Genomic DNA, 24,228 nt, shown 5'->3' on the forward strand with positions numbered 1-24,228 from the left:
TTCAGCTCAACAAAAACGTGAGAGGAAAGACAAGCAGTTGCAACGCTTTGCCAGCGACTGTCATGACCGGCACCATCCAGTAATGCAAGACTTTCAGCACCACCAGACCGATCACGATAAAAAATCCGTATGGCTCCAGCTTGTCGAACTTGTAGGCGTAACGATTGGGCAAAATACTGCTGACAATGCGCCCGCCATCGAGCGGCGGCACAGGGAAAAGATTGAACGCAAAAATCACCAGATTGGTAATGACGCCCGCCTGCGCCATCCGCATGAAAAAGTCCTCCTGCACACCGAATGCAGCAAGGCAAATCCCGAATACCATCCACATTAATGCCATGACCAGATTGGCGAGCGGTCCGGCAAATGCCACGAAGGCCATCTGCTTTTTGGGATTGCGCAAATTACCAAATACCACCGGAACCGGCTTGGCATAACCGAACAGAAATGGACTGCCTGCGAAGTAAAGCACAATCGGAATCAGCAAGGTACCAATCGGATCAATGTGCTTGATTGGATTGAGGCTCATGCGTCCTTGTGCATACGCCGTATTGTCACCAAAGTACTTGGCCGCATACGCGTGTGCTGCTTCGTGCAGCGTGATCGCAAATACGATCGGCAAGGCATAGACGGAAAATGTTTGGATCAGATCATTCATGAAAAACCTTAAAAACGGACGTCAAGAAACTCACAGACCGAATGCCGAAGCATCCCCTCGGCCCTGACGACGCAACACAGGCTCAGAACCCGTCATATCAATCACCGTCGTCGGCTCCAGACTGCAGGCGCCGCCGTCGATCACCAGATCAACCAGCTTTGCCAGACGCTCGCGCACTTCATCGGGATCCGTCAATGGCTGATCATCATCCGGCAGGATCAAGGTCGCTCCCAGCAAGGGCTGAGCCAGTTCAGCCAGCAAGGCATGGGCAATGGCATTTTCCGGCACACGCAAACCGATTGTTTTTCTTGAAGGATGACTGACACGACGCGGTACTTCCTTAGTCGCTTCGAGAATGAATGTGTAAGGACCAGGTGTCGCCGCCTTCAGCATCCGGTATTGCTGATTGTCGACACGCGCGTAATTGGCAATCTCGCTCAAATCACGACAGAGCAGCGTCAGATGATGTTTGTCATCGACATGACGAATGCGACGCAAACGCGTCACCGCATCCTTGTCGTCCAAATGACAGACAAGCGCGTAACAGGAATCCGTCGGCAAGGCGACGATACCGCCCTTGCGAATGATCTCCGCTGCCTGCGCAATCAGGCGTGCTTGCGGATTCTCAGGATGAATCTGAAAAAACTGGCTCACAATATGACTTATAAAAATAATAACGGCGGCAGCCGTCCAGCCACCGCCGTCAACGTTACGACATCAATCAATTACTGAATATTACGCAAAGCGGCGATCCGTTGCTCAATCGGTGGGTGCGTCGAGAACAAGGCCGTGAAGCCCGGACGATCGCTGATACCAAACGCCTTCAGATTTTCCGGCAGCGGGGTTGGTTCGATACCGCCCAGACGCGCCAGCGCCTTCATCATTGGCTGCGGGCTGCCCATCAATTTTGCAGCACCGGCATCCGCGCGATATTCACGGTGACGCGAGAACCAGGCAACGATCACCGATGCGGCAATACCAAACACGATCTGGCATACCATCACCGTCACAAAATAGCCGATACCCTGCCCTTCGCTATTACTGTTACGCGAAATCGCACGATCGACAAAATAGCCGACCACACGCGCCAGAAACACCACAAACGTATTCACCACACCTTGCACCAGCGTCATCGTGACCATGTCGCCATTGGCAACGTGCGCCACCTCATGCGCCAGCACGGCTTCCACTTCTTCCTTGGTCATGCTTTGCAACAGGCCCGTCGATACGGCAACCAGCGCGGAATTACGGAAGGCGCCCGTCGCAAACGCATTGGGCTCACCGTCATAGACAGCGACTTCCGGCATGCCGATACCGGCACGATCCGACAATTTACGCACGGTATCGACCAGCCACAGTTCCGTGCTGGAGGAGGGCGAATTGATCACGCGCGCGCCCGTGGACCATTTGGCCATCGGTTTGCTGATCAACAGAGAAATGATCGATCCCGTGAAACCGACAACCAGCGAGAACACCATCAACATGGGCAGGTTCAGCCCGGATTGGGTCATGAAGCGATCGACGCCCAGTACGGACAGGACGATCGACATCACCGCAATCACGGCGATATTGGTTGCAACAAACAGCAGGATCCGTTTCATTCAATTGCCTCCATCGGGTATTAAACGGTGTTCACCAACAATGCACTCGGGTGAACGCGAGTGGAATATGTGATCGAAATCACACATTTCAAGTACGCAAGAGTGCGCACGATACCGGAAACTGCCGTTGCTCTCAACGCAACGAAAAAGAAAACGATCACAAGGTCCAGTCATGCCAGACCGGTTTGACCCCTTTCGGCAAAGGCGGCAAGGCCCCCAGATCCACGCGCGATTCGCCCGGACCATGAAAATCCGAGCCACGCGATGCCAGAAAACCGTACTTGTTCGCCACCTTGGCGTATTGCTCGTACTGATCCACCGTATGACTTCCGGTAGTCACTTCAATCGCCGTGCCACCCACATCGCGAAATTCATGGAACAGCGCATCAAACGACGTATCGTCAAACTTGTATCGACCAGGATGTGCAATCACTGCAGTACCACCGGCGCTGCGTATCCAGTGCACTGCATCCGTCAGCGTCGCCCAGCGATGTGGTACGAACCCGGCATTTCCCTCGCCCAGGTATTTCGAGAATACTTCCGGCAAATCCTTGCACACGCCGAGCTCCAGCAGATAGCGCGCAAAATGGGTACGAGAAATCAGATCCGGATTGCCGACAAATTTGAGTGCGCCTTCAAACGCGCCATGTATGCCGACCGTTTCCAGTTGTGCCGACATTTCACGCGCCCGTTTTTCACGGCCACCGCGAATACTTGCCAAGCCATCAAGCAATACAGAATTCGTCTCATCGATCTGCAAACCAACAATATGCACCGTCTGATTTGCCCATGTAATGGAAATTTCCACGCCAGGCACATAAGGCAAGCCGAGTGCACGAGCGGCAGCACGCGCTTCTGCAATACCGCCCACTTCGTCATGATCGGTCATGGCCCACACATCGACGCCATTGGCTTTGGCACGTGCGGCCAGATCAGTCGGCGACAACGTGCCATCAGAGACATTCGAATGGCAATGGAGATCAAAGTTCAGCATGGAATTTCAACGAAGCGATAGGAGGGACGACAAGCATGATTGTACGGGGATTGCTCCATTCTTTCCGACCGCAATCTCAGAACAACAAACTTAATCTTTGCAATATTCATTCCAGAAATGTATCGATGGCACGGCCGATTTCTTCCGGCTGGTCATGGTGCAACATATGGCCGGCATTTTGCACACGTAAAGAAGTTACGTGTGCCAGATGACCTTTGCGACGCGCGATTTCGGCATCGGCCTGTTCGGGATTGCCAAAACGGGGCATCAACTCACTATCCGCCGCATCAATCCACAGCACAGACGCCTGCACCGCCTGCCAGCAGGAGAGAACTTCGTCCAACCGATACAAAACCGGATTGGCGTAACGATGGCGCGGATCCGCCTGCAATGCCCATTCACCCTGCGCATTCTGCGCCGACCAGTGCATCGACAAAAATTCGGCTCGCGCATCGGTCAGGCGTCGATTGTTCTTTTGCAGTCGTAACGCCACGTCCTGGCGCGTTGCATACGTACGCAGGAACGGCTGTTCCTGCACTTCATCCAGCCACTGCGCATAGCGTTGTGGCGCTTGCGATGACGCGGTGGCGGGCATGCCAAATCCCTCAAGGAGGACCAGTCTCTTTACGCGTGCAGGCCGGACGCCGGCATAAATGCCTGCCACATTTGCGCCAAGACTATGACCAAGCAAGTCTACGGGTGCGTCTGGCGAGTAATGCGCCAGCAATGCATCCAGATCCGCCAGATAATCGGCAAACCAGTAACCGCCCTGTGCCCAGTCCGTTTGTCCAAATCCGCGCCAATCCGGCGCAATCACATGCACCTGTCGCTGCATGGCATCGACCAGAAACTGAAAGGTCGCTGAGACATCCATCCATCCGTGCAACATGACCACAACCGGGCCCCCTTCCGGCCCCCAATGCCTGACGTGATAACGCAAGCCACGTAATGTCAGATATTGGGAACGGCAGGGTTTCATGTCGGTCATGTTCATGCGAATACCAAGGTCGGGGCAGCGATACGGTACGCCCCATCAAATAAAATCGCGCATCGATGCGTCACTGCATCGATGCGCGTCAGTTGCATGCGAGACGATTTAACGCTTGGCGTCGTCTGCTGCTTTCTGAATGTCCTGACCGGCTTCCTGCATTTTTTCGCCGACCGTCGCTGTCGCATTATCGATTTCCTTGCCCGCTTTTTCTGCCGGACCTTCCTTATGGCAACCAGCCAGACCTGCCGTCAATAAGCCGATTGCAAACAACGAAGCCAAGGTTTTTTTCGTATTCATGATGAGTCCTTTCAAGGATTGGTTGATACAACTATGTTGAGTAATGCATTCACGTTGTGCGCGAATACCTTATTTTTTTGCATCGTCCGCAGCTTTCTGTATGCCTTTTCCTGCTTCCTGCATTTTTTCCCCAACCTTGGCGGTCACCTCTTCGATCTTTTCAGCCGCCGTCGTCGCTGCTTCATCAATCTTTTTACCTGCACGTTCGGCTGGCCCCTCTTCCGCCTTTTTACAGGCAGCCAAACCGAATGCGAGCAAACCGCCAGCCAACACTGTCATCAATACTTTTTTAGTATGCATGATTATCCCTTTTCCATTCAATTACCGATCAACGCGTAACGCATCATCGGGTAGTGATTCGACTGTGATTTTTTTAGCAAGTTCTTGCAACCCGGTAACAAGGTGTAACGCGTTTTAAAATTCTTGCCGATCGGAATTTTCCAGTGCATCCAGTTCCGACTCGGTAAACCCCGCCGCGCGGCGGGCAGGCAAATTGAAGGGGCCGCGCAGGACAGGCGCTTTGTAATGGCGCGCTAGTATGCGATAGGTGGCAATGGGCTCCAGATCGCGCTCACGACAAAGCATGGCGTACCAGCGATTACCAATGGCGACGTGACCGATTTCGTCACGCAGAATAATATCCAGAATGCCTGCGGCAGCCTGATCGCCTGCCTGCGCCAATTTTGCCCGCATCGGCGGCGACGCATCCAGCCCGCGCGCCTCCAGCGTACGTGGCACCAGGGCCATACGCGCCAACACATCACCGGACGTTTTCTCCGCCATTTCCCACAGGCTGTTATGCGCAGGAAAATCGCCATAGGCATAACCCATGGTCTGCAGATGGGCGGCCAACAAGGAAAAATGTAACGCCTCCTCACCTGCAACCCTGAGCCAGTCGGCATAATAATCGCGCGGCATACCGGCGAAACGCCAGATGGCATCCAGTGCCAGATTGATGGCATTGAACTCGATATGCGTCAGTGCATGAATGGCCGCGGCACGTCCTTCCAGCGTGTGCATGGCACGGCGCGCGACTTCTTTCGGCGGGATCAATTGGGGGCACGCTGGCCGTCCCGGGATTGTCCCCTGCGCAGACAGGGAGATGTCGCGATCCAGTTGTAGCGTTCCGGCCTGCCATGCCTGTGCCAGCGCCATCGTGTCCTTTGCCTTGCGCGCTGGATCAGCGTCCAGCAGGCAGCACAGAGCCGCCGCACGCAGCTCTATCGGTGCGCTGCCTGTTGTTGTGCTCAAATCCACGGTGAAGAAGAGAAAAAGGTCATTCGTAACGTAAAATAGCGACTTGCCTGCAATAACCCAAAAAGACAGGGGTGCACTGATCTGATCGAACGGTGCCCGCCCCCCCCTCTTTCAATTTCCGGCCTTGCCTCCATCTACCGGGGCAGATGCCATAGTGATCTTCTAAAAACCGAGCAAGATGCCAGCCGCAAATCGGCTCGTCATTCTACTGAAACCATGGCTATCTACCAATTAGGTGAACATATTCCCACGATTGCACCGTCGGCCTTTATCACCGATTCGGCAACGATTGTGGGCCGCGTAACGATTGGAGAAGATTCCAGCGTCTGGTTTCAATCCACCGTACGCGGGGACAATGAAGACATCACGATCGGCCGTAACTGCAATGTGCAGGAAGGTGCCGTCTTGCATGCCGACCCCGGCTTTCCGATTCAGATGGAGGATCATGTCAGTGTCGGCCACCAAGCCATGATTCACGGCTGCACGATTGGAGAAGGATCGTTGATCGGCATTCAGGCAGTCATCCTGAATGGTGCACGCATCGGGAAAAACTGTCTGGTCGGTGCCGGTGCGCTGATCACGGAAGGCAAGGAATTTCCTGATAACTCCCTGATCATCGGCTCGCCAGCGCGCGTGCTGCGTACGCTGGATGACAAGGCGATTGCCAATCTGCGCCGGATCGCCGATAGCTATGCCGAGCGTAGCAAACTGTTTAAAACGCAATTGAAGAAAATAGGATAACCATGGCAGATAGTCTGCAAAAATTTCTGTTCGAAGACAGCGCCGTTCGTGGCGAATTGGTGGATGTATCCGCTACCTGGCAGCAAGTCCAGCAACATCGTCAATACCCGCAAGCGGTTAAAACCGTTCTTGGCGAAATGCTGTCTGCTGCCGCGCTGCTGTCTGCCAATCTCAAGTTCAACGGTGCGATCGTGATGCAGATTCACGGTGATGGTCCGGTCAGGCTGCTGGTCGTTGAATGCGATTCAGATCTGAATTTGCGTGCCACCGCCAAACTGGCGGAAGATGCCATCGTGGACGATCATGCGAGCCTGACCGATCTGGTCAATGCACAGGGCAATGGCCGATTCGTCATCACTCTTGACCCAAAAGACAAACTGCCGGGCCAACAAGCGTATCAAGGTATCGTGCCACTGGTGGGCGAATCGGTTGCCGTCGTGATTGAGAACTACATGCTGCGTTCCGAACAGCTCGATACCAAGCTCTGGCTTGCAGCCGATGACAGCGTTGCGCGTGGCTTGCTGCTGCAAAAGCTGCCTCGTGAAGGTGGTACGCCCGGTACCAGTGGCGATACTGATGATCTTGCGACGTGGGATCGCAGTGTCATGCTGGCTCAAACCCTGCGTCGCGAAGAACTGCTCAGCACGGATGTCGAAACGCTGATGCGCCGTCTGTTCTGGGAAGAAACGATCCGACTCTTCGATGCACGTCATCCGCAATTTCAATGCACTTGCACCCGCGAGAAAGTAGGCACCATGCTCAAGATGCTGGGTGAAGAAGAAGTGGCTTCTGCCGTGGAAGAACTCGGCAAACTGGAAATCGACTGCGATTTTTGCGGCCAGCATTACGAATTTGATCGTGTCGATTGCGCGCAATTGTTTGCGGTCGAATCGCCAGTCGAAACGCTGCTGCCAGCCAATCAGAATAAACACTGATTGCAACTGGCAGAAACAAATAAAAAACGCGCCTTGGCAGGCGCGCTTTAATTTGGCTTCTTCTGGGGTTCAACAGGTGGCGGGGGAATTGCCACAAAGGTCGAGCGCTTGTTCGGATCAATGATCTGCACAAAGACTTCATTCTGCTTGATCATGCCCAGTTCATAGCGCGCCCGCTCTTCGACCGCACCGGTTCCCTCCTTCAGATCCTGCACTTCAGAGGCCAGCATGGCATTACGTGCGCGCAGCTCATCATTTTTTTTCTGCGCTTCCTGCACCTGATGATCCAGATCCCAGACGCGCAACCAGCCGCCCTTGCCCAACCACAGCGGGTACTGGATCAATATAACCAAAACCGTGAGGCACAGAATGATGAGGCGCATTGGAGCAAGCCAAAACAGGTCCGGCCATGCATGCACATGGCCGGATAAGCATTACTTCAGATTGTAGAACGCGTCACGACCAGGATAGCTGGCAATATCACCCAGATCTTCCTCGATGCGCAGCAACTGGTTGTACTTGGCCATCCGATCCGAACGCGACATCGAGCCGGTCTTGATCTGCAACGCGTTGGTACCCACCGCGATATCGGCAATCGTCGAATCTTCGGTTTCGCCCGAGCGATGCGAGATCACGGCGGTATAACCGGCACGTTTTGCCATTTCGATTGCGGCAAACGTTTCGGTCAGGGTACCGATCTGATTGATCTTGATCAGGATCGAGTTGGCGATGTTCTTCTGAATGCCTTCGCGCAAAATCTTGGTGTTGGTTACAAACAGATCGTCACCGACCAGCTGCACTTTCTTGCCTAGGGCGGCGGTCAAGGTCGCCCAGCCTTCCCAGTCGTTTTCGGCCATGCCGTCTTCGATCGAGATGATCGGATACTTGTCGCACCACGTACCGAGCAAATTGGTGAAATCGTTGCTGGACAGGGTCAGGCCTTCACCATGCAATTCGTATTTGCCGTTTTTGTAGAATTCGCTGGCTGCGCAATCGAGACCCAGTGCAATCTGCTTGCCTGGCTCGTAACCAGCTTGCTCAATCGCTTGCAGGATCAGCTTGATCGCCGCTTCGTGATTCTCAACCGAAGGAGCAAAACCGCCTTCGTCACCAACGGCAGTCGACAGACCCTTGTCATTGATGATTTTTTTCAGCGTGTGAAACACTTCTGCGCCGTAGCGGATCGCTTCACGGAAGCTTGGCGCGCCAACCGGAATGATCATGAACTCTTGCAGATCCAGGGTGTTGTTCGCGTGTGCGCCACCGTTGATCACATTCATCATCGGTACCGGCATTTGCATCGCGCCCGAACCGCCGAAATAGCGATACAGCGGCAAACCGGCTTCTTCTGCAGCCGCCTTGGCAACTGCCATCGATACTGCCAGCGTCGCATTGGCGCCCAGACGCTCCTTGTTTTCGGTACCGTCGAGGTCGATCAAGGTACGATCGAGGAAGGCCTGCTCATTAGCGTCCAGACCCATGATCGCTTCGGAGATTTCGGTGTTGATGTTTTCACAGGCTTTCAACACGCCCTTGCCGAAATAGCGGCTCTTGTCACCATCACGCAATTCGATCGCTTCACGCGAACCGGTCGATGCGCCCGACGGCACAGCTGCACGGCCCATGACGCCGGATTCCAGCAGGACGTCGCATTCCACAGTCGGATTGCCGCGCGAGTCGATTACTTCGCGGCCAATGATGTCAACAATTGCACTCATCTATTTCTCTCCTGATCACAAATTCTTGGATATGTTGAGCGGGCGGCACATACCGCCCGCTTTTCTCTATTCTCGTTACGCCTTGGCTTTTTGCTGATGTCCCAGCGCCGCCTTGATAAACGAGATGAACAACGGATGTCCGTCACGTGGCGTTGACTGGAATTCAGGGTGATACTGCACGCCCACATACCATGGGTGCGAATTGCTACCTTCACGCGGCAATTCCATGATTTCACACAAGGATTCGGTCGGCGTACGGGCAGCTACCACCAGACCGGCTTCTTCAACACGACCGAGATAGTGGTTGTTGGCTTCATAGCGATGGCGGTGACGCTCGGTGACCTTGTCGCCATAGATTTCGGCAGCCAAGGTACCTGGTTTGACGTCACAGGTCTGCGCACCCAGACGCATGGTGCCACCGAGATCGGAATTGGCATCGCGACGCTCGACCTTGCCATCGTGGTTTTGCCATTCGTTGATCAGTGCGACGACTGGCTGTTCGGTGTCGGGATCAAACTCGGTCGAGTTCGCTTTGGTCAGACCAGCCATATGGCGTGCGTACTCGATCAGCGCAACCTGCATGCCGAGGCAGATACCCAGATAAGGAATCTTGTTTTCACGTGCGAAGCGCGCTGCCGCAATCTTGCCTTCCACACCACGCTTGCCGAAACCGCCGGGCACCAGAATCGCGTCGTATTTGGCGAGGCATTGCGGACCGTTGGTTTCGATCTCTTCCGAATCCAGATATTCGATATTGACCTGGCTTTCGGTATGAATACCGGCGTGACGCAGTGCTTCCGTCAGCGATTTGTACGATTCGGTCAGATCGACATACTTGCCGACCATGCCGATCGTGACGTTGTGTTTCGGATTTTCCAGTGTGTGAACCAGCTTGCTCCACATGGACAAGTCAGCCGGTGCCGGCGACAGACCGAGCTTTTCGCAAACGATGCGATCCAGACCTTGATCCAGCAACATTTGGGGAATCTTGTAAATCGTGTCGGCATCCCAGACAGAGATGACGGCTTCTTCCTGCACATTCGAAAACAGCGAAATTTTCGAACGTTCATCATCAGGAATACGGCGATCTGCACGGCACAGCAACGCATCCGGGAAAATACCGATCTCGCGCAGTTTCTGAACGCTGTGCTGAGTCGGTTTGGTTTTCAGCTCACCAGCCGATGCGATGTACGGCACCAGCGTCAGATGAATGAACGCCGTCGCGTTCTTGCCGGCACGCAGACTCAACTGACGTGCCGCCTCAAGGAACGGCAGCGATTCGATATCACCAACGGTACCGCCGATTTCCACCAGCGCAACATCAAAGCCTTCGGCGCCGCGATAGATGTAATCCTGAATCTCGTTCGTGATGTGCGGAATGACCTGCACGGTCTTGCCCAGATACTCGCCGCGACGCTCCTTACGAATCACGGATTCGTAAATCTGGCCGGTGGTGAAGTTATTCACCTTGCGCATCTTGGCAGTAATGAAACGCTCGTAGTGCCCCAGATCCAGATCCGTTTCGGCGCCATCTTCGGTAACGAAGACTTCACCATGCTGGAACGGACTCATCGTGCCGGGATCGACGTTGATGTAGGGATCGAGCTTGAGGAGAGTGACTTTGAGGCCGCGCGATTCGAGGATCGCAGCGAGAGAGGCGGCGGCAATCCCTTTACCGAGGGAAGACACAACGCCGCCAGTGACGAATACAAACTTGGTCATTGCAATTGGTGCCGAATGGCACGTGCGGGAAATTCAAATTATACCCCAAACGTGATCCGGACTTCGATGCCTTGCCAGCAAAATTTATGGCAAACGCCACACCCCGTTCAAAAAAGGCCGTCACAAAGCGAACGAACTAGCGGCCATACCAGTAACGTGCATGCTCCTTGCGATATTCAGTGACCGTGACCGATGTTCCAAATCGTACCGAAATGGCGCCAGACACATCATTGCGCAAACGTGTGACACCTTGCTCGCCATAGCGGTCGTAAATTTCCTGCTTTGGGTGCCGGTAACGATTGCGATAGCCAACCTGAAACAGGGCAAACTGCGGATCAACACTGCGCAGAAACGGCCATGTCGATGAAGTACCACTGCCATGATGTGGCGCCAGCAGTACATCTGCCCGCAAGTCACTGCCAAAGTTGCGAACCAGTTCACTTTCTTGTGCTGCCTCAATATCGCCAGGCAACAGGAGCGATTGCTGGCCACGCGTGATTTTCAATACACAACTGCGCGCATTCGGTTTCCAGCGGTCGCTGTCGTGGATCGCCTGTGTCGGATGCAACATCTCAAATCGCACACTGTCCCAATCCCACGACTGTCCTGCAACGCACGGGCGATGCGCGGGCGCCTGCATGACAACGGGATGATCGCCCGACAGAGAAGTCGTCGTCCACCCTACGTCGATTTCTTTAAAGATCGACAATGCACCGCCGGAGTGATCCGTATCACTGTGCGTCACGACCACGCCATTCAGACGATGAATACCGCGCGCCTTCAGGTAGGGCAGGACAACGCGATTTCCTCCATCGGATTCGGGCGAGTAAACAGGCCCCGTGTCATATAGCAAACGATGATGCTCGGTCTCGATCAGCAAGGCCATGCCCTGCCCCACATCGAATGCAGTGACCCACATTTCGCCATCGCGCGGGCGCTCCGGGGCATGCAATACCAGAGGCAGCCAGAAAAACAGACCGATGTAACGTAAAGGCCAACCGCGGGGCGCAAGCAGCCAGATCGTTCCGATCACGGCCAGCACAAACATCCACCATGCCGGCACAGGCGCCAGCCAGACTGACCACGACAACTCGCTCAGCCAGCCCAGCAGCCATGCCAGTTGGGCAATCAGAAAGTGCGCAAGCCACAAGCACCATCCGCCCAAGGGCATCGGCAGCACACTGCCGATCAGCGACAACGGCGTCACCAAGAAACTGACGAGCGGAATGGCAATCGCATTGGCAACCGGACTGATCAGCGACGCTTGCGCAAACATCAGGATCGTCAGTGGCACCAACGCCAGCGTAACGGCATATTGGGTACGTATGGCGGCTTCCAGCACGATGCGCCAGTGTGGCTTCTCCATCTGCCCGCCTAACTGCGCGCGCCCCACACTTGCGTACAAAATGACGGCAACCGCGCCAAACGATAACCAGAAGCCTGGCGCCAGTACGGCCCACGGATCCATGATAACGACAGCGGCCAGTGCCAGGCACAGCACATGCGATACGTTAGCAAGCCGGCCGAACCACATTGCCAGCGCCACGACCAGCAACATGCACAGCGTTCTTTGTGCAGGCACACCGGAACCAGCCAGCAGGACATAGATGAATGCGGACAAGGCACCTGCGATTGCCGCCGCTTTCTGCGCAGGCAGTAAAAGTGGTAACTGCAGATTGGTAAAAAAGGATTGTCGCCACAACACCAACACCAATTCGGCCACCAGTGCGGCAATCATCGTAATGTGAAGGCCTGAGATCGAGACCAGATGCGATATCCCCGTTTTGTTGAAGATCGTCCAGTCTGACTGACTGATCGCGCGCTGATCGCCCATCACCAACGCCACAATCACGCCAGCGTAGGGCTGTCCTTCCAGCGCGTGCTGGATACGCTCACGCAACCAGCCACGGGATCGTTCAACCGTATGACCAAACGTTGGTACAAAATTGGTCACCCGCTGATTTTTCAATTCCAGGCGCTGATCGGGGCGGACATAGCCGGTCGCCCGTACGTTTTTCTCCAGCAGCCAGCGTTCATAGTCAAAACCGTAAGGATTGGCATTGCCATGCGGACGACGCAATCGTACGGTCAGCTGCCAGCGCTCTCCCGCCTGCACAGCACCAACTCTTTGCAGCTCTTCCGCGCTGAAAGCCGAGTACCAGGACAATGCAGCAATCTTGGGCAGCTCGGGCACAATGCCGTCGACCGGCAACGCCTGTTCGATGACGAAATTGAAGCGCACGCCACGTTCAAAATGACTGGGCAGACTATCGACGGTACCAATGACGGTGACATCCCTGCCTTCCCACTCTTTCGGCAGCTCTGTCGATAAATAAAAATGGGCAAACAACGTTGCCCATAAAAAACCAAAACAACAACCCGCTGCTGTGAGGAAGAAAAGACGCGCGCGCGTCCATCGTTTACGCCAGACAAGAGTAACCAGCGTTACCAGAATGACCGAAAGAAAAACAAATAGCGGTAGAGAAGGCAGTTTTGCCTGCTGTTGCAGCAACCACGCACCAAAAACAAGGCCGATGATTGCGCTGCGCATACGGCCCTCAGGACAACGCCACCAGACGCGGCATCACCGTCCGCGCATTATCACTGGTGATCCGGGCAATGTCCGGCAACGCCATCGAGCGCAGTTCTGCAAGCACGTCACCGATGCGAGGCAATTGCTCCGGGCTGTTCTTTTCCGGATGCAACCATGCAGGAGAAATATCGGGCGCATCGGTTTCCAACACGATGCTTTCGATTGGCAATTCGCTGGCCAAGCGACGAATTTGCAATGATCGCGTGAATGTCATCGCGCCACCAAAGCCGAGTTTGAAACCCAGATCGATGAAAATCTGTGCCTGTTGAAAACTGCCATTGAATGCATGCGCGATGCCACCTGGTACCTTGATCCGGCGTAACTGCTTGAGAATCTGATCCTGCGCGCGGCGCACATGCAGCAGTACGGGCAAGTCAAAATCGCGCGCGATCTTCAATTGCTCAGCATAGAAATGCTCCTGCTTGGCGCGCATGGCTGACTCCGTCAGCAGAGGCACAAAATAATCCAGTCCGATTTCACCGATCGCGACAAAACGTGGATCGGCCATGGCCGCCTCAACCGACTCGCGTAAAAAGAGCAAATCAGCTTCTTGCGCCTGCGGTACAAAAATCGGATGAATGCCTAATGCGTAACTGCAATTGGCATGCGCATGCGCCAGATTTCTGACTGTAGAAAAATTAGCGCGCTCCACTGCCGGAATCACGATCATGCCAACCTGTAGCGCTTCGGCACGACGCGCCACTTCATCTGCCTGATCGGCAAACTCGGCAGCATCCAGATGGCAATGTGTATCGATCCACGTCATGACAGATTACGACTCGGTATGTCCAATCGAGGGGCAACGTACAAGACTGACGGCGATCAAGCTGCAGCAGTCTCTTCATACGGATGCAAGCCCTGATCCGACAAACGCAAAATACGATCACAATGCGTTGCCAGCTCAACGTCATGCGTCACGATGATGAACGATGTACCCAAGGTCCGCGACAACTCCAGCATCAAATCAAACGTCTTCTGTGCCGTCGCACGATCCAGATTGCCGGTTGGCTCGTCGGCAAGTACACAGGCAGGCTGGGTAACCAGGGCACGTGCCAGTGCGACACGCTGGCGTTCGCCACCGGACAATTCGCCCGGCACGTGCGTTACACGATGCTCAAGGCCGACGCGTGCCAGCATGGCATGCGCCAGCTTGTGTGCCTGATCGCGCGGCATGCGACGGATCATCAAGGGCATGGCGACATTGTCGAGTGCCGTAAATTCCGGCAGCAGATGGTGAAATTGGTAAACGAAACCAAGCGACTGGTTACGCACCGTTCCGCGGCGCTTTTCATCCAGACTCGCGAAGTCTTGACCAAGCAAGGTTACCGCTCCACTGGTCGGCACATCCAGCCCACCAAGCAGATGCAGCAAGGTCGATTTGCCGGAGCCGGATGCACCGATGATGGCGATACGCTCGCCTTTGACAACATCCAGATCGATGCCTTTCAGCACTTCGACCGAATACTTCCCTTGTGTAAAGGTCTTTGCCAGCTTGCGGCAGGACAGAACAGACTCACTCATAACGTAATGCCTCCGCAGGTTTGACACGCGCTGCTGACCAGCTTGGATAAAGCGTTGCCAGAAAAGCGAGCACAACGGCAATCCCGCCAATCGTCCATACATCCGGCCAACGCAGGTCGGACGGCAACTCGCTGATCAGATAAACATCCTTGGGCAGGAACTGCACCTGGAACACGCTTTCGATAAACGGCACGATCACGTCGATATTCAATGCGACCAACACGCCACCACCCACTCCCACCGCCGTACCAATCAGGCCAACCAGTGCCCCCTGAATCATGAAAATTTTCATGATGGATGCAGGCGATGCCCCCAAAGTACGCAGGATTGCGATGTCTGCCTGCTTGTCTGTCACCGTCATGACCAACGTCGACACCAGATTGAATGCCGCCACCGCAATGATCAGTGTCAGAATCAAGGACATCATGCGTTTCTCGGTCTGTACCGCAGCAAACCAGTTACGGTTTTGCTTGGACCAGTCACGTATCAGTACGTTATCACTGACAGTACGCGTCAAATCCATCGCAACCTGCGGCGCGCGTTGCATATCGGTGATCTTCAGACGCAAACCGGATGGCGCACTCAGACGGAACATGGTCATCGCATCCTGAATATGAATGAAGGCCATCGACGAGTCATACTCGAAATGACCCGAATCGAAAATCCCGACTACCGTGAACTGCTTCAGACGCGGAATCACGCCCGCTGGCGTGACCTGTCCTTGCGGCGCGATCATGGTCACTTTTTCGCCCATGTAGACGTGCATGGCACGTGCCAATTCGCTACCCAGTACGATATTGAATTCGCCCGGCTGCAAGTTATCAAGGCTACCCTGCTTCACGTGCTTGGCCACGTCCGACACACGCGGCTCCTGATCCGGCAGCACGCCACGGATCATCACGCCGCGCAAGGTGTCGTCCCGCGTCATCATCGCCTGCGAATCGACGTATGGTGCCGTACCGATCACTTCACGGTTGGCTTCCACTTCCTTGGCGGTTTTCTGCCAGTCCGGCAGCGAACCGCCCGGCTCGAAAACCTCAATATGCGACAGCACCGACAACATGCGGTCACGCACGTCTTTCTGAAATCCATTCATGACCGACAGCACGATGATCAATGCCGCTACGCCAACGGCAATACCGGCCATCGAAATCAGGGAAATGAAGGAAATAAAAGTGTTGCGACCGCTGCGCTTGCCAGCGCGTGTGTAACGCACGCCGATCAGCCATTCGAAAGATATATTTTTTATGATGCTCAAAAGAGAACTCCTGTCTGCAGCACGCAGTGTGCCCGAAGTTTGCCACAACTTGCACAGCGGCAGTAAAGGGCAGAAGCTACATGGACTGTTACCGTCGCATTCCGTTCCCTGATGCAAGAAACATGCATCCCGCGCCGACCGCAAGTTAGGCAATTGCCCTACAATCGCGGCATGAACCGACTTGACCTGCTTTTACCCTTTTCCCTGACACCGCCGGAGCTGGCGCGCGACCTGCAAAAGGAGCTTTCCGTACCCTCACTTGCCATGCTGCTGGGACGCGGCAAATCGACGGCTATGGTCACCAACGATGCGTTTTCCCGCACCTTGCCGCATGAGGCATGGTTGTTCGAAAACGCAGCCGCAACCAGCACAGACAACAGTCCGCCACTGGCACGCTATCTGGCCCACGATGCCGGCATGTCGCTGGACGAAGGATTCTGGTTCATCCTGCAGCCTTTCCATTTGCATGTGGCACGCGATCATCTGGTACTGACCGATCCGCGCCAGTTGCGTATCAGTGAGGAAGAATCGCAGGCGCTGTTTAGCTCTGCGCAGTCAGTCTTTTCCGAAGACGGGAAAGACCTGTTCTACGTCAGTCCATCCATCTGGCTACTGCGTGCAGACGACTGGCATGGTTTGCGCACGTCGACGCCGGATGCCGCCTGCGGTCACAACGTCGATATCTGGACACCACAAGGCGATCGCGCGCGTGAATGGCGCCGCCTGCAAAATGAAGTGCAGATGCACTGGCACGACCACGCCGTCAACGACGCGCGTACCGGTCGCGGACTTAAACCGATCAACTCGGTCTGGCTTTGGGGCGGCGCCAAGGCCGGCACCTCCACCATGCGCCGTTTTGAAACCGCTTTCAGCAGCACGCAAAGCACGCCTTTGCTGGCCGCTTTACAAACCAGACAAATCAGCGACGCCAGCACCTTGTTATCAACATCCGCCGGACACGCGATTCTGGTGCTCGACGATTTGAGCGAACCGGCGCTGACAGAAGACTGGGCGGAATGGATTGCACGCATGAATAGCATGGAAGAGCGCTGGTTTGCACCATTGTTGGCAGCCTTGCGACAAGGCCAGTTGAAACAGCTTGGCATCACGCTGAATCATCACGCCACGCTGAAAACGATCGATATCAGCAAAAGCGCACTGCGCAAGTTCTGGAAGAAACCCGCCTTGACTGCTCTCGCCGCATGACCCGTATCGTTGTCCGCCCTTATGGCATTGCCAATGCCGAACGCCTGCAACAAGGTGGCTTGCATCCCGTCATGGCCCGCATTTTCGCTGCACGTGGCCTGCAGGATCAACGTGAACTGCAAAGCGAACTCAACGCTCTGATTCCACCGCCAGGCTTGCTGCATATTGACGCTGCTGCTGTCTATCTGGCCGATGCCATTGCAGCAGGCAAAAAAATGGTGATCGTTGCTGACTACGATTGTGATGGTGCCACCGCCTGTGCCGTTGGCTTGCGCGGACTACGCGCGATGGGTGCAACCATCGATTACATCGTCCCCAACCGTTTCGAGTACGGCTACGGCCTCACACCGGAAATCGTGGCACTTGCCATCCGTGAAAAATCGCCAGATATCATCGTCACCGTCGACAACGGCATCGCCAGTATCGATGGCGTGGAAGAAGCGAATCGCCGTGGCATCGATGTGGTAGTGACCGATCACCATTTGCCGGGCGATACACTGCCTGCTGCACGCGTGATCGTGAATCCCAACCAGCCCAATTGCGGCTTCCCGAGCAAGAATCTGGCTGGTGTTGGCGTCATGTTTTATGTCTTGCTGGCGCTGCGTGCCGAAATGCGCAAGCGCGGCATCTTCGATGCGACTACACAACCCAAGCTCGACAGCCTGCTCGATCTGGTCGCGCTAGGCACGGTGGCAGACGTTGTCAAGCTCGATGCCAATAATCGCATTCTGGTTGCACAAGGACTCAAACGCATGCGTGCCGGCCGCATGCACGAAGGCGTCGCCGCCTTGTTCCGTGCGGCGAGTCGCGAAGCACGCAAAGCCTCCCCCTTCGATCTCGGCTTTGCGCTCGGTCCGCGCCTGAACGCTGCTGGCCGACTGGCCGATATGTCGCTCGGTATTGAATGTCTGACGACAGACGATCCGGGACGCGCATGGCAAATCGCCCAGCAGCTCGACGAAATCAATCGTGAGCGTCGCACCATCGAAGCGGACATGCAGGAAACGGCGCTGACGCTGCTGGACAGCTTCAATCCACAGAATAAAACCACGATCAGTGTGTTCGACGCTGGTTGGCATCAGGGTGTGATCGGTATCGTGGCCTCACGTCTGAAAGACAAGTTCTATCGCCCGACCATCACCTTTGCCGATGCCGGCGATGGCTGGATCAAGGGATCAGGGCGTTCGATTGCCGGTTTTCATCTACGCGACGCACTGGATCTGGTGTCCAAGCATGCACCGACGCTGATCGATAAATTCGGCGGTCATGCGATGGCGGCTGGTCTGACGATCCGTGCCGATGCCTTTGACGCATTTTCCGATGCGTTCGAAACAGTCGGCCGTGACTGGCTGGATGACAATCAACTGGAGCGCGTGCTGGAAACCGATGGCTCGCTGGAGTCTGCCTACTTCACCACGCAATTTATCGAACTGATCAATAATCAGGTCTGGGGACAAGGCTTCGCGCCGCCAGTCTTCTGCGACGAGTTCCGTGTCGTCAATCAGCGCATTCTGAAAGAACGCCACTTGAAGCTGACGCTGGAAAAAGATGGTCATCAATTTGATGCGATCTGGTTTGGCAACAGCACATCCCTTCCCGGCCATGCACGCGTCGCCTATCGACTTGATGCCAACGAATTCAATGGCCGTACGCGTGTCCAATTATTAGTGGAGCATGCAGAAGCGGCCTGAGCGTTTTTTGCTCGATGTTCAGCGCACCGGCAAAAACTGGATAAAACCGGCACCGATCAGATTTTGCACATAGTTGATACCCGCCCGCCGATACTTTTCGGTCATGAAGGTCGCCAGCAGATCAAGACGGCCGACTATCTTGCCAAACTCGCGCTCGAAACTCAGATTACGTCCATTCAGACCAATGTCATCGGCAAGCAGCAATGGCTGTCCATGAGAATTACGACGCGTCCCAAGTAACCAGACTGCGATTTCAATATTGCGTGCGGCGTTATAGATGTGCTGGGCATCCAGGCTATCGACCAGAAAAAACTCAGTCTTGCCGTCATGCGCCGTCACGATCATGTCGGCGCTTGCATGGATGAAAGCCGCCACGCGATCACCGACAAAATCCGGCGTCAGTGCGAGCGACAAGGCACGAATATCCTGCTGCCCCTGCAAGCCGGGCCAGGCTGCGCGCTGCTCGATTGCACTGCGCACGCGCTGCATCGCATCTTCGCGACTGGCGGCCGTTTTCTTCCATTCGGCCGGATTGCGACGATAGAGCTTGTCCATCAGCAGATACAGGCTGTCGAGATTGTGTTGCATCGCAATCGAGGCAATCCGGTTGGTATCGGACTGCGCCATCTCACGACCGCCACCCGATGTGCTCTTGACCTCGCCGCGATTGGTATGCGCCGCCGTACAGGCGCTCAGCAGCAGAATCAGACCGATTGTTGTCAGCGACTTCCCAAGCATCTTGCACCCATTGCCAAAATGACCATGCCGGATCATGCCATGGAAATTGGCTGCAATGCCATCCGGACAGGTTTCCGGCTTAAAAATGCTCTCTGGAGCAGGTATAATCTGCGGTTTGATTGCAAAGAATATCGCCATGGAAGCCGAACGCCTCAATTCCCTCCAATCCCTGCTGACCGATCTATCCGATCGCGCGGCCGAACTTCGGAGGTATCTTTGACTTCGATGTGAAGTCGGAGAAACTCGAACAAGTCAACGGGGAACTCGAAGACCCTGACGTCTGGAACGATCCCAAGCGCGCCCAGGATCTGGGCAAGGAAAAGAAGTCGCTGGAAGCGATCGTCCATACTCTCATCAAGATCGATACCGAACTTACCGACGCGCGCGATCTGTTCGACATGGCACGCGAAGAAAACGATGAGGACACCATCGTTGCCATCGAAGCCGATGCGCAGGAATTGCTGAAGCTCGTCGAAGAGATGGAATTCCGTCGCATGTTCAGCAATCCGCTTGATGCGAATAACTGCTTCATCGATATTCAGGCTGGCGCGGGCGGCACCGAGGCGCAGGACTGGGCATCCATGCTGCTGCGTCAGTATCTGCGCTATTGCGAACGCAAAGGCTTCAAGGTCGAAATCCTTGAACAATCCGATGGCGAGGTGGCCGGCATCAAGACTGCCACGCTCAAGGTCGAAGGTGAATATGCCTACGGCTTCCTGCGTACCGAAACAGGCGTGCATCGTCTCGTGCGCAAGTCACCATTTGATTCGGCCAACGGTCGCCACACCTCGTTTTCGAGTCTGTTCGTCTATCCGGAAGTGGACGATTCGATCGAGATCGAAATCAACCCGGCCGACGTGCGTATCGACACCTATCGCGCCTCCGGTGCCGGTGGTCAGCACATCAACAAAACCGATTCCGCCGTCCGTCTGACGCACGGTCCGTCGGGCATTGTCGTGCAGTGCCAGAACGATCGTTCGCAGCACCGTAACAAGGCAGAAGCATGGGACATGCTGAAAGCCAAGTTGTACGAACTCGAACTGCGCAATCGCATGAGCGAACAGCAAAAACTGGAAGATTCCAAAACCGACGTCGGCTGGGGCCACCAGATTCGCTCGTACGTGCTCGATCAATCACGCATCAAGGATTTGCGTACCAACTTCGAGACCGGCAATACCAAGGCTGTGCTTGACGGCGACATCGATGATTTCATCGCCGCATCGCTGAAGCAAGGCGTGTAAATGCGCCTTGTCGCTGACTCTGCCGCCACATTTTTTGTATCTAACTGACTGTTGCCTTTCATGACTACGCACAATGACGACGCATCGGCTGCACTGCCGGTTGACGAGAATAAAATCATCGCCGAGCGCCGCGCCAAGCTGGCTGCCCTGCGCACCCAGGGTGTTGCCTTCCCTAACGACTTCCGCCCGCAACACAAGGCTGCCGACCTGCACGCGCAATACGACGGCAAGACGCGCGAGGAACTCGAAGCCGCACCAGTTACCGTCGTACTCGCAGGCCGCATGATGCTCAAGCGCGAAGCCGGCAAGAAAGCCGCTTTCGCAACCCTGCAAGATGCATCCGGTGCACGCGCCGATGGTCGCATCCAGATTTATGTTCAGTTGGATCAGGTTGGCGAAGCGGCGATGGCTGCCCTGCACCATTACGACCTCGGCGATATTCTCGGTGTGGTCGGTACACTGTTCAAAACCAAGACCGATGAGCTGACGATCAAAGTCACGGAGCTGCGCCTGATCACCAAATCGCTGCGCCCACTGCCGGATAAATTCCACGGTCTGGCCGATCAGGAAACCAAGTACCGTCAGCGTTATGTTGATCTGATCATGAGCGAAGAAACGCGTCGCACCTTCAAGGCACGTACTGCGGCCATCGCGTCGATCCGCAACTTCATGGCGAAGAATGACTTCATGGAAGTCGAAACGCCAATGCTGCATACGATTCCCGGCGGCGCTTCGGCCAAGCCGTTCATCACGCATCACAATGCGCTCGACATGCAGATGTTCCTGCGTATCGCACCGGAACTGTATCTGAAGCGCCTCGTCGTCGGCGGCTTTGATCGCGTGTTCGAAATCAACCGTAACTTCCGCAACGAAGGCGTATCGATCCGCCACAATCCGGAATTCACGATGATGGAGTTCTACGCAGCCTACACTGATTACAAATGGCTGATGGACTTTACCGAAGCCGTGATCCGTCAGGCAGCGATCGACGCACACGGTACGGCCACCCTCACCTATGGCGGCCGTGAACTTGATCTGGCAAAACCGTTCCACCGCCTGACCATTGTTGAAGCGATCAATAAATACGCGCCGGGTTACACCGAAGCACAACTCAACGACGCAGAATTCATCAAGAAGGAATTGCTGAAATTCGGCGTCAAGCCGCACGCGCATGCCGGTCTCGGCGCACTGCAGCTCGCGCTGTTCGAAGAGACGGCCGAAGCCCAACTGTGGGAACCGACCTACATCATTGACTATCCGGTCGAAGTCTCGCCGCTGGCGCGCGCCTCCGATACGCGCGAGGGCATTACCGAGCGCTTCGAATTGTTCATGGTCGGTCGTGAAATCGCCAACGGCTTTTCGGAGCTTAACGACGCCGAAGATCAGGCGGCGCGCTTCCAGGCACAAGTCGCTGCCAAGGACGCCGGTGACGAAGAAGCGATGTACTACGACGCCGACTATATCCGCGCGCTCGAGTACGGCATGCCCCCCGCCGGCGGCTGCGGCATCGGCATTGATCGCCTGATGATGATCATTACCGATTCGCCCAATATTCGCGACGTGCTGCTGTTTCCACACTTGCGCCGCGAAGACTAACGTAACGCGCGCAACAATTTTTTCCATAAGGAAACAAGGACTGCTTCGGCAGTCCTTTTGTTTTTCGGCAACCAAAATAGTTTTTGGATGTCTGAGTTACATCAGCTTACAACTGACACAGCTTCATGCTTTTTATTCAAGCGTTGCAAGACAATAATTCTTACATGATCAACCGACTTCTCCTTTCTGGAGGAAATCATGGAAACCAACAATAATTCAAATCGTTTACATCCTCTTGTCGCCGCGGCAGCCATCGCCGTTTTATTGGTCAGTCTGGTCGGCGTTGCCGCCATGACCGGCTTGCTCCCAAGCTCAAACAGCTCGTCGCGTGATAGCAAGGAGGTTGCCGCACTGGAACGCGAGGCCGAGTTGAAAGCTGCTGAAGAAAAAGCCGCAGCAGCCGAGGCAGAAGCCAAAGCTGCGTCGGAAAAGGCAGCGCAATTACGCAAGGAAGAAGACCGTCGTCGTGCCACTGCGGCCAAGGCCGATGACCGCGCAAGACAGACTGCCCAGGCACCGATCTGCCATAACTGCGGACGCGTCGAGTCGGTTCGCACCGTGCAGACGGCTGCCCAACCCAGCGGTGTTGGCGTCGTGGGTGGTGCGGTTGTCGGCGGCTTGTTAGGTAATCAGGTTGGCGGTGGCAGTGGCCGCACGCTGGCAACGGTTGCCGGTGCTGTCGGTGGCGGCTATGCAGGCAACGAGATCGAAAAACGTACGCGTACGGCAACGACTTATCAAGTCCGCGTGCGCCTGGATGATGGCAATGTCCGCACGTTCCCGTACAACAATCCGCCACCATGGTCCAACGGTGACCGCGTACGCATCGTGGATGGCTATCTGCGTGCGGGCTAATGTCAGTACGACAGCGTCAATAAAAAGAGCGGCCTGAGCCGCTTTTTTTTATTTCTCCCAGATTTACTGCGCTTCTTCGATCCATGCCATTTGAATGGCTTCGAGAATTTTCTCGCCTGAATTATTTGGATTGTCGTCAAAGCCATCGAGCTCGCACACCCAGCGATGCAAATCCGTGAAACGGATCGTCAGGGGGTCGATATCCGGAAATTTATCATTCAGCTCTTCGGCAATCCGGATGGTATCTGTCCATTTCATCTCCGTCTCTCCTTAATGATTTTCGCTGGCGTGATTGATGGTGTAACGCGGAATCTCGACAACCAGATCTTCATCGGCCACCACTGCCTGGCAAGACAGGCGCGACTGTGCTTCCAGCCCCCATGCCTTGTCCAGCAAATCCTCTTCCGTTTCGCCGGCTTCGTTCAACGAATCAAATCCTTCGCGCACGATCACGTGACAGGTCGTGCAGGCACAGGATTTCTCGCACGCGTGTTCGATGTCAATGTCATGCTGCAACAAGGCATCACACACCGTCGTGCCAGCGGACGCTTCAAGAACCGCACCGTCAGGGCAGAGAATATGATGGGGAAGAACGACGATTTGTGGCACGGGCTA

25 protein-coding genes are annotated in these 24,228 nt (G+C 55.2%); 7 read left to right on the forward strand and 18 right to left on the reverse strand.

Going from position 1 to position 24,228, the window contains the following annotated elements; translation table 11 throughout:
- Nucleotide 1 precedes the first annotated feature (1 nt).
- The 8 genes from IEV29_RS05345 to IEV29_RS05380 all read right to left on the reverse strand — a co-directional run bounded on the left by IEV29_RS05345 (nt 2) and on the right by IEV29_RS05380 (nt 5,798).
- On the reverse strand, nt 2–658 hold the full coding sequence (locus IEV29_RS05345; RefSeq protein WP_188380200.1) for a site-2 protease family protein: 657 nt from the start codon (nt 656–658) through the stop codon (nt 2–4).
- A 30-nt stretch (nt 659–688) separates the two neighbouring features.
- Nucleotides 689–1,312: an L-threonylcarbamoyladenylate synthase gene (locus tag IEV29_RS05350; RefSeq protein WP_188380201.1), complete on the reverse strand. Its 624-nt coding sequence runs from the start codon at nt 1,310–1,312 to the stop codon at nt 689–691.
- A 71-nt stretch (nt 1,313–1,383) separates the two neighbouring features.
- Nucleotides 1,384–2,259, reverse strand: coding sequence for a protease HtpX (gene htpX, locus IEV29_RS05355; RefSeq protein WP_188380202.1), 876 nt, complete (start codon nt 2,257–2,259; stop codon nt 1,384–1,386).
- Between the two features lie 157 nt (nt 2,260–2,416).
- On the reverse strand, nt 2,417–3,253 hold the full coding sequence (locus IEV29_RS05360; RefSeq protein WP_188380203.1) for a 3',5'-nucleoside bisphosphate phosphatase: 837 nt from the start codon (nt 3,251–3,253) through the stop codon (nt 2,417–2,419).
- A 106-nt stretch (nt 3,254–3,359) separates the two neighbouring features.
- Nucleotides 3,360–4,232, reverse strand: a complete 873-nt coding sequence (locus IEV29_RS05365; RefSeq protein ID WP_188381083.1) for an alpha/beta fold hydrolase — start codon at nt 4,230–4,232, stop codon at nt 3,360–3,362.
- Nucleotides 4,233–4,349: 117 nt separating this feature from the next.
- Entirely contained in the window at nt 4,350–4,541 is a 192-nt protein-coding gene (locus IEV29_RS05370) for a hypothetical protein (protein ID WP_188380204.1), read from the reverse strand.
- Between the two features lie 69 nt (nt 4,542–4,610).
- Nucleotides 4,611–4,841, reverse strand: coding sequence for a hypothetical protein (locus tag IEV29_RS05375; protein ID WP_188380205.1), 231 nt, complete (start codon nt 4,839–4,841; stop codon nt 4,611–4,613).
- A 114-nt stretch (nt 4,842–4,955) separates the two neighbouring features.
- Nucleotides 4,956–5,798, reverse strand: coding sequence for a ferritin-like domain-containing protein (locus tag IEV29_RS05380; RefSeq protein ID WP_373868093.1), 843 nt, complete (start codon nt 5,796–5,798; stop codon nt 4,956–4,958).
- 216 nt (nt 5,799–6,014) lie between these two features.
- Between IEV29_RS05380 and IEV29_RS05385 the strand changes: the two genes are divergently transcribed.
- Both IEV29_RS05385 and hslO read left to right on the forward strand, forming a co-directional pair.
- Complete coding sequence (locus IEV29_RS05385; RefSeq protein WP_188380206.1) at nt 6,015–6,539, forward strand: gamma carbonic anhydrase family protein; 525 nt, start codon at nt 6,015–6,017, stop codon at nt 6,537–6,539.
- A 2-nt stretch (nt 6,540–6,541) separates the two neighbouring features.
- Nucleotides 6,542–7,474, forward strand: coding sequence for an Hsp33 family molecular chaperone HslO (gene hslO / locus IEV29_RS05390; RefSeq protein ID WP_188380207.1), 933 nt, complete (start codon nt 6,542–6,544; stop codon nt 7,472–7,474).
- A 47-nt stretch (nt 7,475–7,521) separates the two neighbouring features.
- On the opposite strand, the gene ftsB is transcribed toward hslO, so the two are convergent.
- The 7 genes from ftsB to IEV29_RS05425 all read right to left on the reverse strand — a co-directional run bounded on the left by ftsB (nt 7,522) and on the right by IEV29_RS05425 (nt 16,286).
- The gene (gene ftsB / locus IEV29_RS05395; RefSeq protein WP_188380208.1) at nt 7,522–7,857 is read right to left on the reverse strand and encodes a cell division protein FtsB; all 336 of its coding nucleotides are present in this window, start codon (nt 7,855–7,857) and stop codon (nt 7,522–7,524) included.
- A gap of 51 nt (nt 7,858–7,908) precedes the next feature.
- Entirely contained in the window at nt 7,909–9,192 is a 1,284-nt protein-coding gene (gene eno, locus IEV29_RS05400; RefSeq protein WP_188380209.1) for a phosphopyruvate hydratase, read from the reverse strand.
- A gap of 75 nt (nt 9,193–9,267) precedes the next feature.
- On the reverse strand, nt 9,268–10,914 hold the full coding sequence (gene pyrG / locus IEV29_RS05405; protein WP_188380210.1) for a CTP synthase: 1,647 nt from the start codon (nt 10,912–10,914) through the stop codon (nt 9,268–9,270).
- 136 nt (nt 10,915–11,050) lie between these two features.
- The gene (locus tag IEV29_RS05410) at nt 11,051–13,465 is read right to left on the reverse strand and encodes a DNA internalization-related competence protein ComEC/Rec2 (RefSeq protein ID WP_188380211.1); all 2,415 of its coding nucleotides are present in this window, start codon (nt 13,463–13,465) and stop codon (nt 11,051–11,053) included.
- Between the two features lie 7 nt (nt 13,466–13,472).
- Nucleotides 13,473–14,273 carry a TatD family hydrolase gene (locus IEV29_RS05415; protein WP_188380212.1) on the reverse strand — a complete coding sequence of 267 codons (801 nt, stop codon included), beginning with the start codon at nt 14,271–14,273 and terminating at the stop codon, nt 13,473–13,475.
- 56 nt (nt 14,274–14,329) lie between these two features.
- Nucleotides 14,330–15,028, reverse strand: coding sequence for a lipoprotein-releasing ABC transporter ATP-binding protein LolD (gene lolD, locus IEV29_RS05420; RefSeq protein WP_188380213.1), 699 nt, complete (start codon nt 15,026–15,028; stop codon nt 14,330–14,332).
- Nucleotides 15,021–16,286: a lipoprotein-releasing ABC transporter permease subunit gene (locus tag IEV29_RS05425; protein ID WP_188380214.1), complete on the reverse strand. Its 1,266-nt coding sequence runs from the start codon at nt 16,284–16,286 to the stop codon at nt 15,021–15,023. The genes lolD and IEV29_RS05425 overlap by 8 nt, the downstream gene beginning before the upstream one ends.
- Before the next feature lie 171 nt (nt 16,287–16,457).
- Between IEV29_RS05425 and IEV29_RS05430 the strand changes: the two genes are divergently transcribed.
- A complete protein-coding gene (locus IEV29_RS05430) occupies nt 16,458–17,492 on the forward strand; it encodes a hypothetical protein (protein WP_188380215.1) in 1,035 nt (344 codons plus the stop codon).
- On the forward strand, nt 17,489–19,183 hold the full coding sequence (recJ, locus tag IEV29_RS05435; protein WP_188380216.1) for a single-stranded-DNA-specific exonuclease RecJ: 1,695 nt from the start codon (nt 17,489–17,491) through the stop codon (nt 19,181–19,183). The genes IEV29_RS05430 and recJ overlap by 4 nt, the downstream gene beginning before the upstream one ends.
- Before the next feature lie 18 nt (nt 19,184–19,201).
- On the opposite strand, the gene IEV29_RS05440 is transcribed toward recJ, so the two are convergent.
- On the reverse strand, nt 19,202–19,921 hold the full coding sequence (locus IEV29_RS05440) for a hypothetical protein (RefSeq protein ID WP_188381085.1): 720 nt from the start codon (nt 19,919–19,921) through the stop codon (nt 19,202–19,204).
- Nucleotides 19,922–20,057: 136 nt separating this feature from the next.
- Between IEV29_RS05440 and prfB the strand changes: the two genes are divergently transcribed.
- The 3 genes from prfB (at nt 20,058) to IEV29_RS05455 (ending at nt 23,613) form a co-directional block, all read left to right on the forward strand.
- Nucleotides 20,058–21,162 (forward strand): peptide chain release factor 2 gene (gene prfB, locus IEV29_RS05445; protein WP_188380217.1). Its coding sequence is split into 2 segments (ribosomal slippage): nt 20,058–20,138 and nt 20,140–21,162, totalling 1,104 coding nucleotides; the frame shifts between segments, so codons are not numbered across the junction.
- Nucleotides 21,163–21,222: 60 nt separating this feature from the next.
- Complete coding sequence (gene lysS, locus IEV29_RS05450) at nt 21,223–22,758, forward strand: lysine--tRNA ligase (protein WP_188380218.1); 1,536 nt, start codon at nt 21,223–21,225, stop codon at nt 22,756–22,758.
- 198 nt (nt 22,759–22,956) lie between these two features.
- Nucleotides 22,957–23,613, forward strand: a complete 657-nt coding sequence (locus tag IEV29_RS05455; protein ID WP_188380219.1) for a glycine zipper 2TM domain-containing protein — start codon at nt 22,957–22,959, stop codon at nt 23,611–23,613.
- A 63-nt stretch (nt 23,614–23,676) separates the two neighbouring features.
- Here IEV29_RS05455 and iscX read toward each other — a convergent pair whose 3' ends face one another.
- Together iscX and fdx are read right to left on the reverse strand one after the other, a co-directional pair.
- Nucleotides 23,677–23,871, reverse strand: a complete 195-nt coding sequence (gene iscX / locus IEV29_RS05460; protein ID WP_188380220.1) for a Fe-S cluster assembly protein IscX — start codon at nt 23,869–23,871, stop codon at nt 23,677–23,679.
- Between the two features lie 12 nt (nt 23,872–23,883).
- Nucleotides 23,884–24,222, reverse strand: coding sequence for an ISC system 2Fe-2S type ferredoxin (gene fdx / locus IEV29_RS05465; protein WP_188380221.1), 339 nt, complete (start codon nt 24,220–24,222; stop codon nt 23,884–23,886).
- Between the last annotated feature and the right edge of the window lie 6 nt (nt 24,223–24,228).

The organism is Oxalicibacterium faecigallinarum (assembly GCF_014635705.1).
Taxonomy (GTDB): domain Bacteria; phylum Pseudomonadota; class Gammaproteobacteria; order Burkholderiales; family Burkholderiaceae_D; genus Oxalicibacterium; species Oxalicibacterium faecigallinarum.

Coding starts and splice junctions, on each gene's coding strand:
- IEV29_RS05455 (WP_188380219.1), top strand. CDS start 22,957: ATGGAAACCAACAATAATTCAAATCGTTTACATCCTCTTGTCGCCGCG.
- IEV29_RS05365 (WP_188381083.1), bottom strand. CDS start 4,232: ATGAAACCCTGCCGTTCCCAATATCTGACATTACGTGGCTTGCGTTAT.
- eno (WP_188380209.1), bottom strand. CDS start 9,192: ATGAGTGCAATTGTTGACATCATTGGCCGCGAAGTAATCGACTCGCGC.
- IEV29_RS05360 (WP_188380203.1), bottom strand. CDS start 3,253: ATGCTGAACTTTGATCTCCATTGCCATTCGAATGTCTCTGATGGCACG.
- htpX (WP_188380202.1), bottom strand. CDS start 2,259: ATGAAACGGATCCTGCTGTTTGTTGCAACCAATATCGCCGTGATTGCG.
- lysS (WP_188380218.1), top strand. CDS start 21,223: ATGACTACGCACAATGACGACGCATCGGCTGCACTGCCGGTTGACGAG.
- IEV29_RS05370 (WP_188380204.1), bottom strand. CDS start 4,541: ATGAATACGAAAAAAACCTTGGCTTCGTTGTTTGCAATCGGCTTATTG.
- IEV29_RS05430 (WP_188380215.1), top strand. CDS start 16,458: ATGAACCGACTTGACCTGCTTTTACCCTTTTCCCTGACACCGCCGGAG.
- pyrG (WP_188380210.1), bottom strand. CDS start 10,914: ATGACCAAGTTTGTATTCGTCACTGGCGGCGTTGTGTCTTCCCTCGGT.
- recJ (WP_188380216.1), top strand. CDS start 17,489: ATGACCCGTATCGTTGTCCGCCCTTATGGCATTGCCAATGCCGAACGC.
- ftsB (WP_188380208.1), bottom strand. CDS start 7,857: ATGCGCCTCATCATTCTGTGCCTCACGGTTTTGGTTATATTGATCCAG.
- IEV29_RS05410 (WP_188380211.1), bottom strand. CDS start 13,465: ATGCGCAGCGCAATCATCGGCCTTGTTTTTGGTGCGTGGTTGCTGCAA.
- IEV29_RS05415 (WP_188380212.1), bottom strand. CDS start 14,273: ATGACGTGGATCGATACACATTGCCATCTGGATGCTGCCGAGTTTGCC.
- IEV29_RS05345 (WP_188380200.1), bottom strand. CDS start 658: ATGAATGATCTGATCCAAACATTTTCCGTCTATGCCTTGCCGATCGTA.
- IEV29_RS05385 (WP_188380206.1), top strand. CDS start 6,015: ATGGCTATCTACCAATTAGGTGAACATATTCCCACGATTGCACCGTCG.
- lolD (WP_188380213.1), bottom strand. CDS start 15,028: ATGAGTGAGTCTGTTCTGTCCTGCCGCAAGCTGGCAAAGACCTTTACA.
- iscX (WP_188380220.1), bottom strand. CDS start 23,871: ATGAAATGGACAGATACCATCCGGATTGCCGAAGAGCTGAATGATAAA.
- hslO (WP_188380207.1), top strand. CDS start 6,542: ATGGCAGATAGTCTGCAAAAATTTCTGTTCGAAGACAGCGCCGTTCGT.
- IEV29_RS05375 (WP_188380205.1), bottom strand. CDS start 4,841: ATGCATACTAAAAAAGTATTGATGACAGTGTTGGCTGGCGGTTTGCTC.
- IEV29_RS05440 (WP_188381085.1), bottom strand. CDS start 19,921: ATGCTTGGGAAGTCGCTGACAACAATCGGTCTGATTCTGCTGCTGAGC.